The sequence below is a fragment of the Dermacoccus sp. Ellin185 genome (genome assembly GCF_000152185.1).
Classification (GTDB): Bacteria; Actinomycetota; Actinomycetes; order Actinomycetales; family Dermatophilaceae; genus Dermacoccus; species Dermacoccus nishinomiyaensis.
This window is the reverse complement of the sequence record NZ_AEIQ01000016.1, coordinates 1-17674: the sequence shown is the minus strand read 5'-3', so window position 1 is coordinate 17674 and position 17674 is coordinate 1. Positions and strand designations below refer to the sequence as shown.

Annotated in this window: 13 protein-coding genes and 1 pseudogene; all 14 read left to right on the top strand. The window is 69.4% G+C overall.

Annotated features, from left to right (window positions below; genetic code table 11):
- Positions 1 to 2023: translation initiation factor IF-2 (infB, locus tag HMPREF0321_RS00845; protein WP_006943461.1), on the top strand; the 2023-nt coding region annotated here is incomplete at its 5' end.
- Positions 2024 to 2220: 197 nt separating this feature from the next.
- A complete protein-coding gene (locus HMPREF0321_RS00840; protein ID WP_006943459.1) occupies positions 2221 to 3333 on the top strand; it encodes a TRM11 family methyltransferase in 1113 nt (370 codons plus the stop codon).
- Between the two features lie 116 nt (positions 3334 to 3449).
- On the top strand, positions 3450 to 3887 hold the full coding sequence (gene rbfA, locus HMPREF0321_RS00835) for a 30S ribosome-binding factor RbfA (protein WP_006943469.1): 438 nt from the start codon (positions 3450 to 3452) through the stop codon (positions 3885 to 3887).
- The gene (gene truB, locus HMPREF0321_RS00830) at positions 3884 to 4843 is read left to right on the top strand and encodes a tRNA pseudouridine(55) synthase TruB (protein ID WP_006943467.1); all 960 of its coding nucleotides are present in this window, start codon (positions 3884 to 3886) and stop codon (positions 4841 to 4843) included. Before rbfA ends, truB begins: the two co-directional genes overlap by 4 nt.
- Before the next feature lie 140 nt (positions 4844 to 4983).
- Entirely contained in the window at positions 4984 to 6084 is a 1101-nt protein-coding gene (locus tag HMPREF0321_RS00825; protein ID WP_006943463.1) for a HoxN/HupN/NixA family nickel/cobalt transporter, read from the top strand.
- 9 nt (positions 6085 to 6093) lie between these two features.
- The gene (locus HMPREF0321_RS00820) at positions 6094 to 7044 is read left to right on the top strand and encodes a bifunctional riboflavin kinase/FAD synthetase (RefSeq protein ID WP_006943460.1); all 951 of its coding nucleotides are present in this window, start codon (positions 6094 to 6096) and stop codon (positions 7042 to 7044) included.
- On the top strand, positions 7041 to 8171 hold the full coding sequence (rodA, locus tag HMPREF0321_RS00815) for a rod shape-determining protein RodA (protein WP_006943464.1): 1131 nt from the start codon (positions 7041 to 7043) through the stop codon (positions 8169 to 8171). The genes HMPREF0321_RS00820 and rodA overlap by 4 nt, the downstream gene beginning before the upstream one ends.
- A 64-nt stretch (positions 8172 to 8235) precedes the next feature.
- Positions 8236 to 10077, top strand: a complete 1842-nt coding sequence (locus tag HMPREF0321_RS00810; protein WP_006943465.1) for a long-chain fatty acid--CoA ligase — start codon at positions 8236 to 8238, stop codon at positions 10075 to 10077.
- Positions 10078 to 10280: 203 nt separating this feature from the next.
- Positions 10281 to 11705 carry a DUF6421 family protein gene (locus HMPREF0321_RS00805; RefSeq protein ID WP_006943468.1) on the top strand — a complete coding sequence of 475 codons (1425 nt, stop codon included), beginning with the start codon at positions 10281 to 10283 and terminating at the stop codon, positions 11703 to 11705.
- Positions 11706 to 11715: 10 nt separating this feature from the next.
- Positions 11716 to 12819, top strand: coding sequence for a low specificity L-threonine aldolase (locus tag HMPREF0321_RS00800; RefSeq protein ID WP_006943470.1), 1104 nt, complete (start codon positions 11716 to 11718; stop codon positions 12817 to 12819).
- A 56-nt stretch (positions 12820 to 12875) separates the two neighbouring features.
- Positions 12876 to 14879 carry a TIGR03960 family B12-binding radical SAM protein gene (locus HMPREF0321_RS00795; RefSeq protein ID WP_038571155.1) on the top strand — a complete coding sequence of 668 codons (2004 nt, stop codon included), beginning with the start codon at positions 12876 to 12878 and terminating at the stop codon, positions 14877 to 14879.
- Positions 14880 to 14937: 58 nt separating this feature from the next.
- Positions 14938 to 15951, top strand: a complete 1014-nt coding sequence (locus HMPREF0321_RS00790; RefSeq protein WP_006943471.1) for an OpgC domain-containing protein — start codon at positions 14938 to 14940, stop codon at positions 15949 to 15951.
- 75 nt (positions 15952 to 16026) lie between these two features.
- The gene (locus tag HMPREF0321_RS00785; protein ID WP_006943458.1) at positions 16027 to 16776 is read left to right on the top strand and encodes a TIGR03936 family radical SAM-associated protein; all 750 of its coding nucleotides are present in this window, start codon (positions 16027 to 16029) and stop codon (positions 16774 to 16776) included.
- A gap of 467 nt (positions 16777 to 17243) precedes the next feature.
- A pseudogene (locus HMPREF0321_RS00780) lies at positions 17244 to 17674 on the top strand (hypothetical protein); the annotation flags it as partial.

Genomic DNA, 17674 nt, shown 5'->3' with positions numbered 1-17674 from the left:
CGGTCGTCCCGGTGCGGGTGGTCGTCCCGGCGGCGGCGGTTTCGCCGGTCGTCCCGGTGGCGGCGGTCGTGGCCCCGGTGGCCGCGGCGGCACCCAGGGTGCGTTCGGTCGCGGTGGCAGCAAGGTGCGCGGCCGCAAGAGCAAGCGCGCGAAGCGTCAAGAGTTCGAGCAGATGCAGGCGCCGTCGATCGGTGGTGTGAGCGTTCCTCGCGGCAACGGTTCGACGATCATCCAGGTGCGTCGCGGTGCGTCGCTGACGGACTTCGCCGACAAGATCGACGCGAACCCCGCATCGCTCGTCACCGTGCTGTTCCACCTCGGTGAGATGGCGACGGCGACGCAGTCGCTGGACGAGGACACGTTCCAGCTGCTCGGCGCCGAGCTCGGCTACGACATCCGTGTCGTCTCCCCGGAGGAGGAGGAGCGCGAGCTCTTTGGCCAGTTCAACATCGACCTCGACGCCGAGGCCGAGGGCGAGAGCGACGACGTGCTCGAGCAGCGTCCGCCGGTCGTCACCGTCATGGGTCACGTCGACCACGGAAAGACGCGCCTGCTCGACGCGATCCGCAACGCGGACGTCGCGCAGGGCGAAGCCGGCGGCATCACCCAGCACATCGGTGCCTACCAGGTCCACAAGGAGCACGAGGGCGTCGACCGTCCGATCACGTTCATCGACACCCCGGGTCACGAGGCGTTCACTGCCATGCGTGCCCGCGGTGCGAAGGTCACCGACATCGCGATCCTCGTGGTCGCCGCCGATGACGGCGTGATGCCGCAGACGATCGAGGCGCTCAACCACGCCCAGGCGGCGAACGTGCCGATCGTCGTCGCGGTCAACAAGATCGACGTCGACGGCGCGAACCCGGCGAAGGTGCGTCAGCAGCTCACCGAGTACAACCTCATCGCCGAGGAGTACGGCGGCGACACGATGTTCGTCGACGTCTCGGCCCGCCAGGGTCAGAACATCGACTCGCTGCTCGAGGCCGTGCTGCTCACCGCCGACGCCGCGCTCGACCTGCGTGCGAACCCGAACAAGGACGCCCGTGGTGTCGCGATCGAGGCCAACCTCGACCGTGGTCGCGGTGCCGTCGCGACGGTTCTCGTGCAGTCCGGTACGTTGCGCGTCGGTGACGCCATCGTCACGGGTCAGGCCTACGGACGCGTTCGCGCCATGCTCGACGAGCACGGCCAGAACGTCGCCGAAGCGGGCCCGAGCCGCCCGGTGCTCGTCACCGGTCTGGCCTCGGTGCCGCGCGCCGGTGACACGTTCATCGTCGCTCCGGACGACCGCACGGCCCGTCAGATCGCCGAGAAGCGTGAAGCGGCCGACCGTCAGGCCTCGCTGGCCAAGGCGCGCAAGCGCATCAGCCTCGAGGACCTCAACGAGCACCTCGCGGCGGGCAAGGTCGAGACCCTCAACCTCATCCTCAAGGGTGACGTGTCGGGTTCGGTCGAAGCCCTCGAGGACGCGTTGCTCCAGATCGACGTGGGCGACGACGTCGACCTGCGGATCATCGACCGTGGTGTCGGCGCGATCACGATGAACAACATCAACCTCGCCGTCGCCTCAGACGCCATCATCGTCGGCTTCAATGTTCGCGCCGAAGGCCAGAACGCGGAGTACGCCGAGAAGGAAGGCGTCGAGATCCGTTACTACTCGGTCATCTACCAGGCGATCGAGGAGATCGAGCTCGCCCTCAAGGGCATGCTCAAGCCGGAGTACGAGGAGCGCGAGACGGGCTCCGCCGAGATCCGCGAGATCTTCCGATCGTCCAAGTTCGGCAACATCGCCGGATCGATGGTCAGGAGCGGCGAGATCAAGCGTGGCGCCAAGGCGCGCATCACGCGCGACGGTGTCGTCATCGTCGAAGGCCTCGAGATCGCCGGTCTGCGACGCTTCAAGGACGACGTCACCGAGGTCCGCGAGGGCTTCGAGTGCGGTATCAACCTCGGTTCGCACAACGACGTCCAGACGGGCGACCTCATCACCACGTACGAGATGGTGGAGATCCCCCGAGCCTGACGCCTCGCCGTGTCCGAGGCGATGACCTCATCGCCTCGGACACATGGTCGGATGCGACCCCGCTCGAACCCCGCACACCGGGGTTCGGGCGGGGTCGCCGTCGTGTATGTCGTGAGTCAGCCGTGGCACCGGGCCACGGCGCTGCGCGGCGCCATGCGGCATCGGCCGCGCGCGGCAGATCGGGCAGAATGGGGCCCGTGACTCTCGACGCTCCCGTGCTGAACCCCGATGTCTCGCCCCCGCCCGACGTGGCGCCGGACGGGCGCCTGCTGCTGCTCGCGCCGTCGTCGAACCGCGTGTACGCGGGGGACGCGGCGCGCCTCAACGCTGCGGAGATCACGCTGCTCGCGGGTGCGCTCGGCATCGAGGCGAGCGTCGAACCCGTCACCGTGGCAGGGGTCGACTACCTCGCCGTCGCCGGTGACGACGACCGGCTCGACCGCGTCGTCTCCGAGGCCAGCGGCGCGTTCGCGCTCTTCGGCGCGCGCGACGGGCTGCTGAGCCCGACCCCGCTGGAGCGACGAAGGCTCTACACCGATGACGTCGTCACGATCCAGAAGTACCAGGGCAAGACGAACGAGCAGTTCACGCACCTGCTGCTCAACGTCACCGCGGCGCTGAGCAAGCGTCCCGCACAGCTGCTCGACGGCACGCTGCACGTCCTCGACCCCATGTGCGGGCGCGGCACGACGCTCAACACGTGTCTGCTGCGCGGCCTCGACATCACCGGCATCGAGGTCGACAAGGGCGACTTCGAGCAGTACCAGGCGTTCATCACGACGTGGCTGCGCACGCACCGCCTCAAGCACGAGATCGACGCGACACAGATCCGTCGCAGCGGCCGCACGTACGGTCGCGCCCTCGAGCTCGAGACGGCTCCCAGCAAGGAGGACTGGAAGGCGGGGCGCACCCAGCAGGTGACGTACCTGTCGATGGACACCACCAAGCTGCCGGACGTCATGCGCCGCGCGAGCGTCGACGTCGTCGTCACTGACCTGCCCTACGGCGTGCAGCACGGCAGCCACGGTAGCAATGGCGAGCGGCTCGCCCGTTCACCGTTGCGCCTGCTCGATCGCGCGCTGCCCGGCTGGCACGACGCGCTGCGCACCGGCGGCACGATCGGCCTCGCGTACAACCGTCACGTCGCCGGGCCCGAGGCGATGGCAGAAGTGCTCGAGGCTCACGGCTTCACCGTCGTGCACGGCCACGGCGTGGACGGCCCGACGCAGGGGCACGTCGCCGCCGACGCCTTCCGTCACCGCGTCGACGCCTCGATCGATCGCGACATCGTCGTCGCGCGCAAGGGCTGAGCGGTACATACGGGACACCCTGATCGGTAACGGCCGCGCCCGGCTGCGTCGTCGAGCCGCCGCCTGCGCCCATCGCCTAGGGTTGGGGCAGTTCACTTCAGCATCAGGAGGCATCCATGGCCGACCAGGCCCGCGCCCGCAAGGTCGCCGACCGCATCAAGTCCCTCGTCGCCGAGTACGTCGAGTTCCGTCTCAAGGACGAGCGCGTCGGCTTCCTCACGATCACCGACGTGCGCGTCACCGGCGACCTGCAGAACGCGTCCGTGTTCTACACCGTCTTCGGCAGCGACGAGGAGCGCGCCGCGACGGCCGAAGCGCTCGCCGACAACAAGGGCCGCATCCGCAGCCACGTCGGCAAGGGCCTCGGCATCCGTCTCACGCCGACGCTCGAGTTCATCGCCGACGCGATCCCCGAGGGCGCCGCACACCTCGAGGACGTGCTCGCCCAGACGCGCGCCCGTGACGAGGAACTGGCCCGTAACCGCTCTACCGCCGCCTACGCGGGCGAGGCGGACCCGTACAAGAAGCCGGCCGAACCCGCCGACGAGGCGTGAGCGAGTCCGCTGCCGAGCAGCGCCCTCGCCGCGAGGCGCGTCCGCAGACGCCCGACGGGCTCGTCCTCGTCGACAAGCCCGCCGGATGGACCTCGCACGACGTCGTCGGCCGCATGCGGCGCCTCGCGAACACGCGCCGCGTCGGCCACGCCGGCACACTCGACCCGATGGCGACGGGCGTGCTCGTGCTCGGCGTCAACAAGGCGACGAAGCTGCTGACGTTCCTCGTCGGGTGCGACAAGGAGTACACCGCGACGATTCGCCTCGGCCAGACGACGATCACCGACGACGCGGAGGGCGGCGTCACGGCCTCGACGCCGTTGACGCGCGCGGAGCTGAGCGACGAGGCCCTCGCGGCGGCCGTCGCCTCGCTCAGCGGCGACATCGAGCAGGTGCCGAGCAGCGTCAGCGCGATCAAGGTCGACGGTAAGCGCTCCTACGCCCGCGTGCGTGGGGGAGAGGACGTCGCCCTCGCCGCGCGTTCCGTCACCGTCAGCCGCTTCGAGGTGCTCGACGTGCGTGAGGCGAGCACGGACGACGGCATGCCCGTGGTCGACCTCGACGTCGTCGTCGAGGTGACCTCGGGTACCTACGTGCGCGCCCTCGCCCGCGATCTCGGCGCCGCGCTCGGCGTCGGCGGGCACCTGACAGCGCTGCGGCGCACCCGCGTCGGCGCGTTCACCCTCGAGGACGCGGCGACGCTGGAGACGATCGCCGAGCAGGCCGGGCACGGCGGCGTCCCGCGCGTCATCCCGATGGCGCAGGCCGCGGCGGATTCCTTCGTCGTCCACGATCTCGACGCCGAGGAAGAACGAGCCCTCGGGTACGGCCAGCGGATCGCCTCGGCGCACCGCGGGGAGGAGACGGTCGCGGCGATCGCGCCCGACGGGCGTCTCGCCGCGATCCTCGACGAGCGAGCCGACACCGCGAAGTCGCGTGTCACCTTCCCGGCCTGAGCCTGCAGGCAGCGCGCGCCGCGGTCACCACCCGCGGCGCCCGCAGCGCCCGCGACGCACGCCACGCTCGCCCAGGTGCGAAGCTGTCGCACCGGGCGGTAAGGTGACGCTGCAACGCACGACGAGACGAAGGATGGGCGATGAGCCGTCTGACCGGCTGGTGGCACGGGTTCAACGCCCACGAGAAGCGCTCGATCCTCGGCATGGCGGGTTTCGTCGCGCTGCTGCACGTCGTCGGGTGGGGGGTGCTCGCGTTCGTCGTCGAACCGCAGAACCTGCAGATCACCTCGGACGGGCACAAGCAGCTGTTCGGCATCGGCCTCGGCCTCACCGCCTATACCCTCGGCATGCGTCACGCCTTCGACGCCGACCACATCGCGGCCATCGACAACACGACGCGCAAGCTGCTCACCGACCGTCGCGAGAACAAGCCCGTGTCGGTCGGTTTCTGGTTCTCCCTCGGCCACTCGAGCGTCGTGTTCACGATGTGTCTGCTTCTCGCGCTCGGGATCAAGGCCATCGCCGGGCCGGTGAAGGACGACGACTCGACGCTGCACCAGTGGCTCGGCGTCTTCGGCCCGACGGTCTCCGGCGTCTTCCTGTGGGTCATCGGCATCCTCAACCTCATGAGTCTCATCGGCATCGTGCGCGTCTGGCGCGGGGCGCGTGAAGGCCGCCTCGACGAGCAAGCGCTCGAGGGGCATCTCGATGGCCGCGGATTCTTCGCCCGCATCCTGCGGGGCGCGACGAAGTCGATCACGAAGCCGGTTCAGATGTACCCGACAGGGTTCCTGTTCGGCCTCGGCTTCGACACGGCCACCGAGATCTCGCTGCTCGTCCTCGCGAGCGGGGCGGCGGCCTTCGCGCTGCCGTGGTACGCGATCCTCACCCTGCCGATCATCTTCGCCGCCGGCATGAGCCTGCTCGACTCGATCGACGGCATCTTCATGTCCCGCGCCTACGAATGGGCCTTCGCCAAACCGCTGCGACGGCTCTACTACAACGCGACCGTGACGGGTCTGTCGGTGTTCGTCGCCCTCGTCATCGGCACGATCGAACTGGCCGGCGTCGTGAGCGACAAGTGGAACATCACGAGCGGCCCGGTCGCCTGGCTGGGTTCGATCCCGCTCGACTCGGTCGGGTACGTCATCGTCGCGCTCTTCGTGCTGACGTGGGCTGGCGCGCTCGCCGTGTGGCGTCTCGCACGCATGGACGAGCGAGAGCTGTCCACGGGCGGATAAGGTGGCGTCGTGCTGCGCCTGACTGACCCCCACGACCTGCCCGCCGACTTCGGGCCCACCGTCGTCACACTCGGAAACTTCGACGGCGTCCACCGCGGCCACGCCGCCGTGATGCAGCGCGTCGCGCAAGAGGCTCACGCCCGTGCGCTCAAGAGCGTCGCCGTGACGTTCGAGCCGCACCCCCTCGCCGTCCTCGCGCCCGACAAGGCGCCCGAGATGCTGACGGGCATGAAGGACCGGCTGTTCCTGCTCGAACAGCTCGGCCTCGACGCCGTCGTCGTCATGCCGTTCACCCGCGAGCTCGCCGCGCAGACGCCGCGCGAGTTCGTCGAGACGACGTTCGTCGACGCCCTGCATGCGGGCTGCGTCGTCGTCGGCAAGGACACCCGCTTCGGCGTGAAGAACTCTGGCGACATCAGGACGCTGAGCGAGCTCGGCGGCGAGTTCGGCTTCGACGTCATCGCCCTCGACGACGTCGGCCCGGGCGTGCGCTGGTCGTCGTCGCAGGTGCGCGAGCTCATCGCGGGCGGCAAGGTCGATGAGGCCGCCGAGGTGCTCGGGCGCAACCACTGCGTCGTCGGGGAGGTCGTCAAGGGCTTCCAGCGCGGGCGCGAACTCGGTTTCCCGACGGCCAACCTCGCGCGGGACGCCGAGGGCGTCGTCCCCGCTGACGGTGTGTACGCCGGGTGGCTCGTGCGTCGCTCGCTCGCCCAGGACGACCCCGAATACCGCTTGCCCGCCGCCATCAGCGTCGGCACGAACCCGACGTTCGACATCCCCGAGCGCACGGTCGAGGCGTATGTCCTCGACCGCACCGACCTCGACCTGTACGGCGAGATCGTTGCCGTCGAGTTCGTGCAGCACCTGCGCGGCAACGTGAAATTCGACTCGATCGAGGCACTGATCGAGCAGATGACGCGCGACGTCGAGGCGGCACGCGACCTGCTCGCGCCTGCGTGAACGCAGCGCGACGCGAGCCGCGACGCGTCCTCGCCGACCTCGCACGCCTCGACCTCGGCCTGCTGACGGCGGCGGCCGGCCTCACCGGCATCGGCATCCTGCTGACGTGGTCGGCCACCGCACACGTCTCCGGCACCGCCTTCGCCGTGCGCGGCGTCATCAACGCCGTCATCGGAGTGGGCCTCGCGGCGCTCATCATGCGTCTCGATCCGCGGACGTTGCGCGCGCTCGCCCCGGCGATCTACCTCGTCGCGTTGTTCGCCCTCCTCGCCGTCTTGACACCGCTCGGCAGCACGATCAACGGTTCGCGCTCGTGGATCGAAGTGCCCGGCTTCTCGATCCAGCCGTCGGAGATGGCGAAGGTCGCGCTCGCCGTGGCGCTCGCGTCCGTCCTCGCCGACCGCGACGACCCGCGCCCCCTCGGCCTGCGGCAGCTGCGGTTGCCGCTCGCCGTCGTCGCCGTGCCCCTCGCGCTCATCATGCTGCAACCCGACTTCGGCTCAGCCGTCGTCCTCACCCTGCTCGCGGTATCGGCGCTGCTCGTCCCCGGGGTGCGACGGCGGGTGCTGCTCGGCGCGGGCACCGCGCTCGCGGGAGTCGTCGCCGTCGCCCTGTTCACCCCCGTGCTCGCGCCCTATCAGCGCGACCGGCTGCTCGCGTTCGTCGACCCCACCGCCGACCCGAGTGGCATCGGCTACCAGGTGGCGCAGGTCAAGACGGCCATCGGCTCCGGGGGGTTGTTCGGTCAGGGCTTGTTCGAGGGACGCTCGACGCAGGGCGGGTTCATCCCGTTCCAGTACACCGACTTCGTATTCTCCGTCGCGGGGGAGGAGCTCGGGTTCGTCGGGGCCGTGGGCGTCGTCGCGCTCGAGCTGTTCGTCGTCGTCCGCATGCTGCACGTGGCGCGCCGTTCGGAGGACGATTTCGCGCGCCTCGTCTGCGTCGCGCTCGCCGGATGGTTCGTCGTCCAGACGCTCGAGAACCTCGGGATGAACCTCGGTCTCATGCCCGTCACGGGGGTGCCGCTGCCTTTCGTCTCGTACGGTGGATCGAGCATGTTTTCGTGCTGGGCCGCGATCGGGCTCGTCGGAAACGTCCAAAAGACCCGCCGCTCTCGCCTAGGGTGAGGGCTATACCTAAGAAAACTGGCGAGTAACCACTCTGCCGAGTTGCGACTGGAGGCGCCTACCCATGGTCATGAACATCGCCGACGAGAAGTTCGAGCGCGATCTCATCGACAACCGAGCCCGCAGCGTCGCGCATCTGTTCATCGACCGCGTCGCGAAGTCCGGCCAGGACGAGGCGTACCGCTTCCCGCAGGGCGGCGCCTGGAAGTCGATGACGTGGGCGCAGACCGACACGCACGCCCGTCAGATCGCGGCGGGCCTCGTCGCGCTCGGCGTGGACGCCGAGGACCGCGTCGCCATCGCCTCCTCGACCCGCCTGGAGTGGGTCCTCGCGGACCTGGGCAACATGCTCGCCGGCGCGGCGACGACGACCGTGTACCCGACGAGCCAGCTCGCCGACGTCGTCCACATCCTCACCGACTCGGGCTCGCGCGTCGTGTTCGCCGAGGACACCGGTCAGGTCGAGAAGCTGCGTAGCGGGCGCGAGCAGATCCCCGACGTCGTCAAGGTCGTCGTCTTCGACGGCGAGGGTGACGGCGAGTGGGTCATGACGCTCGACGAGCTGCGCGAGCTCGGCCGCACCCGTCTCGAGGAGACGCCCGACGTCATCGACGACCGCGTCGCCGGCATCAAGCCGCAGCACCTCGCGACCCTCATCTACACCTCGGGCACGACGGGCAAGGCGAAGGGTGTGCGCCTGTCGCACGACTGCTGGACGTACGAGGCGTCCGCCGTCGACTCGACCGGTCTGCTCAACGCGGGTGACGTGCAGTACCTGTGGCTGCCCTTGTCACACGTGTTCGGCAAAATGCTGCTGTGCCTGCCGATCCAGGTCGGTTTCCCGACGGTCGTCGACGGTCGCGTCGACAAGATCATCGACAACCTGCCCGAGACGCAGCCGACGTGGATGGGCGCCGCGCCGCGCATCTTCGAGAAGGTGTACGGCAAGATCAACACGATGATGGAGGCCGACGGCGGCGCGAAGCTCAAGCTGTACCGCTGGGCCGTGGAGGTCGGCACCAAGGTGGCCAACGAGCGCGCCGACGGCCGCGAGCCGTCCGGGCGTCTCGCGATCGAGTACAAGTTGGCCGACAAGATCATCCTGTCGAAGATTCGCGCCCGCTTCGGCGGTCACGTGCGCTACTTCATCTCCGGCTCGGCGGCGCTCAACAAGGACATCGCGCTGTGGTTCTCCGCGATCGGTCTGCCGATCCTCGAGGGCTACGGCCTGTCGGAGTCTTCGGCGGCGGCGAGCGTCAACCGTCCCTACCTCGGCGCGAACCAGGTCGGCACCGTCGGTTGGCCGCTGCCGGGCACCGAGTTCAAGCTCGGTGAGGACGACGAACTGCTCGTCAAGGGTCCCGGCGTCATGCAGGGCTACTGGAACCTCGAGCGCGAGACCGCCGAGGTGCTGACGGACGGCTGGTTCCACACCGGTGACATCGGTGAGATCTCCGAGTCGGGCCACATTCGCATCACCGACCGCAAGAAGGATCTGTTCAAGACATCGAACGGCAAGTACGTCTCGCCCGGCGCCATCGAGGCGATGTTCAAGGGCGTCTGCCCATACGCCTCGAACCTCGTTGTCGAGGGCGATGGCCGCAAGTTCGTCTCCGCGATCATCACGCTCGACGAGGACGCCATCGCCGAGTGGGCCGAGAAGAACGGCATGGCCGGCAAGAGCTACCGCGACGTCGTGACGAGCGATGCGTGCCGTGAGATGGTGCAGGGCTACGTCGACGAGATGAACCTGCGTCTCAACCGCTGGGAGCAGATCAAGCGTTTCATCATCCTGCCGCGCGACCTGTCGGTCGAGGAGGGTGAGATCACCCCCAGCATGAAGATCAAGCGCCGCGTCGTCGTCAAGAAGTTCAAGGACGACCTCGACGAGCTCTACACCGACTGACACCCGCCCGCCGCGCGGGTCGACGAACGGGGCATTCGAGGCGATGACGCTCGGTGCCCCGTTCGCGTGCCCGCACCCGCGCCGAGTCCGCGCAGGTCACGCGTGCCTCAGGTCATCACCACCCTTCGTCTCGCGATAGTGTGAGGGGCGTCAAGTCCCTTTGCCGCTTACATCGGCTCGCACTCAGCGATCGGAGGTTGTCCATGTCCAGTGCCCAGCTGCTCACGTCCACCCGTGAGGTCAAGGCCGTCGTCGGGGAGCCCGAGGTCGTCGAGGACACCACCGCGTGGAGCGAGCTCAAGGCCGCATGCGAGGCCATCGCCGCGATGCAGGTCAAGGATGGCTCTCTCGCCCCCGAGGCTGACGCCGGCGCCGCAGGCGCCGAGCTCGAGCGCGCCGTGACGGCGATCGAGGCGCTCGCGCCGTCGTTCCCGCACGACGCCGCCTACCTCGACGCGCTCGTCGTCGACCTGCGCCGGTGGGCCGACGACGGTTTCGGCGTGCCCGACTTCCTCGACTCGCTCGTCGCATTCGACCCGCAGAACCAGCGCGAGGACGGCGTTCGCCACCTCGTCGTGTTCCCGATGTACACCCAGAACGGTTCGCCGAACCGTCACCTCGAGGCCGTCCTCGTCGAGGTGATCTGGCCGGAGTTCATCGACACCCTCGAGCGCGAGTACGAGAACCCGCTGTTCGTGCCGCTGCGCTTCGTCGACTTCACCTCCGGCTACGACACGAACTCGGCCGTGCTGTTCCCCGAGACCGTCGCGACGCGTGAGACGCCCGTCTTCACCTGGGGTGCGATCTTCCAGGACCGTGAGGCAGCGCGCTACCGGCGCGTCGTCAGCGAAGCCGCGCGCATCACGAAGCTCGAATTGCCGAGCGGGGCGCAGGCGATGCTCGAGGATCAGTCGCTCACCGAGGCGACCTTCATCATGTGGGATCTCATCCACGACCGCAGCCACATGCGCGGCGATCTCCCGTTCGACCCGTTCATGATCAAGCAGCGCATGCCGTACTTCCTCTACTCGCTCGAGGAGTTGCGCTGCGACCTCACGGCGTTCCGTCACTGCGTCGACCTCGAGCGTCGTCTCGGCGAGCGTGTCGTCGCGGGGGAGAACCTGACCGCCGTGGAGCGTGACACGCTGACGCATGCGCGCGGCGTGCAGTACGCCGTCCTGCTCGATCGGATCTTCCGGTTCGCGCTCACCGGTGGCCGTGTGCGCAACTACGACGGTCTCGGCGGGCAGCTGCTGTTCGCGTGGCTGCACCAGCGTGGCGTGATGAACTGGACGGACTCGAAGCTCACCGTCGAGTGGTCGCGCCTGCCCGCCTGCATCATCGAACTCGCCGACGCCGTCGACGAGCTGTACTGGCGCTCGATCGACCGCCCCAAGGTCGCGCACTGGCTCGCGGCGTACGAGCTGATCCGTTCCGTCCTGACGCCGCACCCGGCGTCGGTGTGGGCGCGCGGGCTGCCCGACGGGGTGCTCGCGGGGCCGCCGAAGGGCTACACCGACGCGGTGCTCGACGACGAGTTCCCGCTGTCGATGTTCTTCGAGGCGCTCGAGCGCAAGATGGCGCCCGTCATCGCTTCGACGCGAGGGATCACGGGCCGCGATGACTGAGGAGACGACGATGAAGCACGAACCGTTCGAGGCGCTGCACGACACCGCGCGGCGCGACTTCGCGTCCGACAACTACGCGGGGATGCACCCCCGCGTCGTCGAGGCGCTCGCCGCGGCCAACGGCGGCCACCAGGGCGCTTACGGTGCGGACGACTACACGCAGCGGCTGCAGGAGGTCGTGCGGGGCCACTTCGGTGACGACGCGATCGCCTACCCGGTCTTCAACGGCACGGGCGCGAACGTCCTCGCGCTGCAGTCGATGCTGCCGCGCTGGGGCGCCGTCATCGCCGCGACGACGGCGCACATCCACGTCGACGAGGGTGGAGCGCCGGAGCGCACCGGCGGGCTCAAGCTGCTCACGGTCGAGACCGAGGACGGCAAGCTCACCCCGGAGCTCATCAACCGCGAGGCATGGGGTTTCGGGGATGAGCACCGCGCCCAGGCCGGCGTCGTGTCGATCACGCAGTCGAGCGAGTTGGGCACGCTCTACACGCCCGACGAGATCGCCGCGATCGCCGAGCACTCGCACCGACTAGGGCTCAAGGTGCACCTCGACGGCGCGCGGTTGTCGAACGCGGCCGCCGCGCTGGAGGTGCCGCTGCGCGCCATCACGACGGACGCCGGCGTCGACGCCATCAGCCTCGGTGGCACGAAGAACGGCGCGATGCTCGCCGAGGCCGTCGTGGCGCTGACGCCCGAGGCGTGTGCGGGGCTCGGGTTCTCGCGCAAGTTCCTCATGCAGCTGACGTCGAAGATGCGCTTCGTCTCCGCGCAGTTGCTCGCGCTCTACGACGGTGAGCTGTGGCGCGAGAACGCGACGCAGGCCAACGCTGCGGCGCGACGCCTGCGGGCCGGGATCGAGGCCGAGCAGGCGCGCGGTGCGCTCGGTGAGGTCGCGTTCACGCAGCCGACTCAGGTCAACGCCGTCTTCGCGACGCTGCCGGCCGACGTCGCGAACCGACTGCGCGAGAGCTACCGGTTCTACGACTGGGACGAGGCACGCGGCGAGGTGCGCTGGATGTGCTCGTTCGACACCCGCGACGAGGACGTCGACGCCTTCGTCGCCGCGCTCGTGGCGGCGTCACGCCGTGGAGGTGAGACGGGCAGCGCCTGAGCGGGCGCGCCGGCGACGATTGGCCGCTCGTCCTGGGCCGAACTACCCTGGTGGACATGTCTGGTGAGTCTGTCTTCCACGATCTCGAGCCGCTACTGGAGCAGGTGAACAAGCCGATCCAGTACGTCGGTGGCGAGCTCAACGCCCAGGTCAAGGACTGGAACTGCGGCGGCTACGGCCCCGACGGGCAGGAGCTGACGACGCGCTGGGCCCTCATGTACCCCGACGCCTACGAGGTCGGCGTGCCCAACCAGGGCGTCATGATCCTGTACGAAGTGCTCAACGAGCGTGACGACGCGCTCGCCGAGCGCACCTACTCCATGTGGCCGGACATGGAGGCGAAGATGCGTGAGGCGGGCGTGCCGCAGTTCACCGTCGACGGACACCGCAGCGTGCGCGACTTCGACGTGCTCGGCATGTCGTTCTCGACCGAACTCGGGTACACGAACATGCTGACGGCGCTCGACCTCGGCGGAATCCCCCTGCATGCCGACGAGCGCACGATCGACGACCCGATCGTCCTCGCGGGCGGGCACTCGGCGTTCAACCCCGAGCCGATCGCCGACTTCATCGACGCCGCCGTCATCGGTGACGGCGAAGAGGCCGTCCTGCTCATCACCGACATCATCAAGGAGTGGAAGCTCGCCGAGCGCCCCGGCGGGCGTCGCGGGCTGCTGCTCGAACTCGCGCGCACGGGCAGCGTCTACGTGCCGTCGATGTACGAGGTCGACTACCTGCCCGACGGGCGCATCCAGCGTGTCGTGCTGAGCGAGGAGGCGCACGGTGTGCCGTGGCGCGTCGCGAAGCACACCGTCATGGATCTCGACGAGTGGCCTTACCCGAAGCAGCCGCTCGTGCCGATGGCTGAGTCCGTCCACGAGCGGATGAGCGTCGAGATCTTCCGCGGCTGCACGCGTGGTTGCCGTTTCTGCCAGGCCGGCATGATCACGCGCCCCGTGCGCGAGCGTTCGATCACCGGCATCGGCGAGATGGTCGAGAAGGGCCTCGCCGCGACCGGCTTCGAGGAGGTGGGCCTGCTCTCGCTGAGCTCCGCCGATCACACCGAGATCGCCGAGATCTCCAAGGGCCTCGCCGACCGTTACGAGGGCACGCAGACGGGTCTGTCGCTGCCGTCGACGCGCGTCGACGCGTTCAACATCGACCTCGCCAACGAGCTGACGCGCAACGGCCGCCGCTCGGGTCTGACGTTCGCGCCCGAGGGCGGCAGCGAGCGCATCCGCAAGGTCATCAACAAGATGGTCTCCGAGGACGACCTCATCAACACCGTTGCCGCGGCATACGGCGCGGGCTGGCGCCAGGTGAAGCTGTACTTCATGTGCGGCCTGCCCACCGAGACCGACGAGGACGTCCTGCAGATCGCCGACATGGCGCGCCGCGTCATCGAGACCGGACGCCAGGTGAGCGGCCGCAAGGACATCCGCTGCACCGTCTCCATCGGCGGGTTCGTACCGAAGCCGCACACGCCGTTCCAGTGGTGCGCTCAGCTGTCGGCCGAGGCCACGGACGAGCGGCTCAAGAAGCTCAAGGACGCCATCCGAGCCGACAAGAAGTTCGGTTCGAGCATCGGCATGCGTTACCACGACGGCAAGCCCGGCATCGTCGAGGGTCTGCTGAGCCGCGGCGACCGCCGCGTCGGCGCCGTCATCGAGGCCGTGTGGCGTGACGGCGGCCGCTTCGACGGCTGGAGCGAGCACTTCAGCTACGAGCGCTGGATGGAGCAGGCCGACGCGGTCTTCGCCGCCTCCGAGCACCCGATCGACGTCGACTGGTACACGACGCGTGAGCGCGGCGAGCTCGAGGTGCTGCCCTGGGATCACCTCGACTCCGGTCTCGACAAGGACTGGCTGTGGCAGGACTGGCAGGATGCCCTCTCCGAGGAAGAAGTCGACGACTGCCGCTGGACGCCGTGCTTCGACTGCGGCGTGTGCCCGCAGATGGACACCGACATCCAGATCGGCCCCACGGGCAAGACGCTGCTGCCGCTCACCGTCCTCGGTGAGGGCGCGAAGAAGTTGGCCGCCGCCGACCACGCGCACTGACGTGGGCGCGGCGTCATGACGAGGCGACTCGTCTCGACGGGGCCACGGTGAGACGCCAGTGAGCCCACGACGTGCTCGCCGCGGCGTCGACGGGCGCGATGCGCGCGTCGACATGCTGCGCGGGCTCGCCCTCGTGTCGATGTTCGTCGCCCACTGTGCCCCGAACGACGGCCCGTTCCGACTGGCGGCGTTGACCGAGTTCGCGACGGCGCCGTTGTTCGCGCTCCTCATCGGCATCAGCGCGATGATCGCGGACCGTGGCAACGCCGGGCTGCCCGTCGCGTTCGTCCGGGCCGGGGTGCGCGCGGCCGTGCTCGTCGCGCTCGGGTTGTGGATCGAGCCGTGGGGTGCGCAGGTCGACGTCGTCCTCGTCTACCTCGCCCTGCCGACGCTGTTCGCGCCCCTGCTGGCGCGGCTGCCCGACACGGTGCTGCTCGGGATCGCCACGACGTCATGGGCTGCCGCACCCGCCCTGCTGAGCTGGGGCCGCACCCGCAGCACCGAGGCTCTCGTCGCCGGCGACGACGTGGGCCACCGGTTGTGGGACATCGTGCTCGCCGGGCCGCACTACCGCCTGACGACGCTGCTCGTCTTCACCTGCCTCGGCATCGTGCTGTGTCGCTGGACGCGAGGCGTCCCCGCGTGGAGCGCGGGCCTGGCGGGCCTCGTCGCACTCGCAGGGGCCGCGTTGCTCATGGCGGCGAAGACGTCGGGACGCCTCGCGTTCGAACCGTACGACGGCAGCCACCTCGAGATCGTGCTCGAGGTGCTGCTCGTCGGGGGATTCGCGCTCGCCTGGTTCGCCGTCGTGCCGGAGCGCTTCTGCCTGCCGGCGCTCGCCGCCGCGGGGTCGATGACGTTGAGTGTCTACGTCCTGCAGATCGCGTACCTCGCCTGGTACGTGCGTGAGGTGCATCCCGGCGAGCGCGACGACGCGTGGGGCAACGTCGGCGTCCTGTGCGTCGGCGCCCTCGTGTTGCCGATGGTGTGGCGCTCGCTGGTCTCGCGCGAACCGTGGTCGCGTGGGCCCCTCGAGGGCGCGACGGCCGCCGTCACCCGCGTCATCCGCTGAATCGCGTGCCTCGTCGCGCCGGCGAGCCGAGCGACGGTGCGGTGATCCGCGCGTCCTTGCGTCAACGGTAGGCTCGTGCTCGTGGCACGTCAGCGAGTTCCCGAAGGTCCGCCCCCCGCACCCGCCGTCCAGAAGGTCTCGGTGAGGTACGCCAAGCGTGGACGTCTGCGTTTCTCCTCGACGCGTGACTTCCAGCGCGCCCTCGAGCGTGCCGTGCGTCGCGCGGGGGTGCCGATGGCGTTCTCCGCCGGCTTCCACCCGCACCCGCGCATCTCGTACGCGAACGCCGCGCCGACGGGGGCCGCCTCCGAGGCCGAGTACTTCCAGCTGCAGTTGACGCAGCAGTGCGACCTCGATGCGCTGCGCGCAGCGCTCGACGAATCGTTGCCGCAGGACATGGCCGTGCTGCGCGTCGTCGAGGCCGCACCGGGAGCGCTCGCCGACCTGCTCCAGGCCAGCGTGTGGCAGCTCGACTTCGAAGGCGTCACGCTCGAGACGATCACCGACGCCGTGGCGACGTTCATGGATCGCGCCGAGCTGCTCGTCACCCGCATGACGAAGTCGGGTGTGCGCGAGTTCGATGTGCGTCAGGCCGTCCTCGCCTCCGACGTCGTGCTCGTGCGCGCCGGCGATGCCGACGGACGTGACCTCGTGCGCTGGACGATGACGATCCAGCACACGACGCCCGCGGTGCGCCCCATCGATGTCATGACCGGTCTCACCGAGCTGACGGGCCTGCAGGTGCCGCGTTCGCCGCTCATGACGCGTCTCGCACAGGGCATTCTCGAAGCCGGCGGCCGCGTCAGCGACCCGTTCGACGCCTGAAAAGCGCCGTCCGACGGACTCGTGGGTCGCCGCATTCGTGGGGCAGGCCCGGCGTGGGTGAGGCATGCGACGCCACGTGGACACGAGGGTGCCGACCTGCCGACACTCGTGGGGTGACTGTGCGATAATGCGAGTGGAACGTGCAGGTCTCACAGAGCCTGCCGCTCCCGCAGAACCTTCCGACCGCGCCGTCGGAGCGCAGGTGATGCGGCGCGAGCCGCAGCCGGTGCACCGCGAATCGCGCGAGGGTGGCCGACGCATCGTCATGCGAAGCCGCCGACCGAGAAGCTCTGCGGCGTGACGTCCGGTGCCGCGCGCAGCGCGAGCCGACGAGCCACGTAGAAGACGACTTCCGTCCTGCGGACACGAACGATCGCAGGCGATACGAACGATCCGCGCCGCGGCGCGTGCAAGGCCCAGGTGGTCTTTCTGTGGCACACGTCGTGCCGACGAAGAAGGAGGGCCCCGTGGCCCCCGAAAATCTTGAATTCCCCTTCGCCAGCCCGTTCGCGGCCGGCAGCCCCTTCTCCGCGTCGCAGGCCGAGCCCGCGCAGGACGCTGACACGAGCGACGAGGTCGAGGCCACCGACGGTGACGAGGACGTCACCGATGGCGACTCGGGCCAGGGTGCGCCCGCCGGCGCCGCGTTCGGCCTCGTGTTCCAGGCCGCCGACCCGATGACGCGCGTGCCCCGCCGCTCGCGCCGTGCCGATGACGAGTCGCCGCGTGACGAGGCACCCGCCGGCCGCGCAGGTGGCGACGACGACACCGACGACGAGGCCGACGAGCAGCCGCGCCCCGCGCGTTCGCGCAGCCGCCGCCGTCGCGGTGACGACGCGCAGCACGACGAAAATGGCGACGCGTCGTCCGACGACGCCGCTCGGGGCTCGCGCGAGGG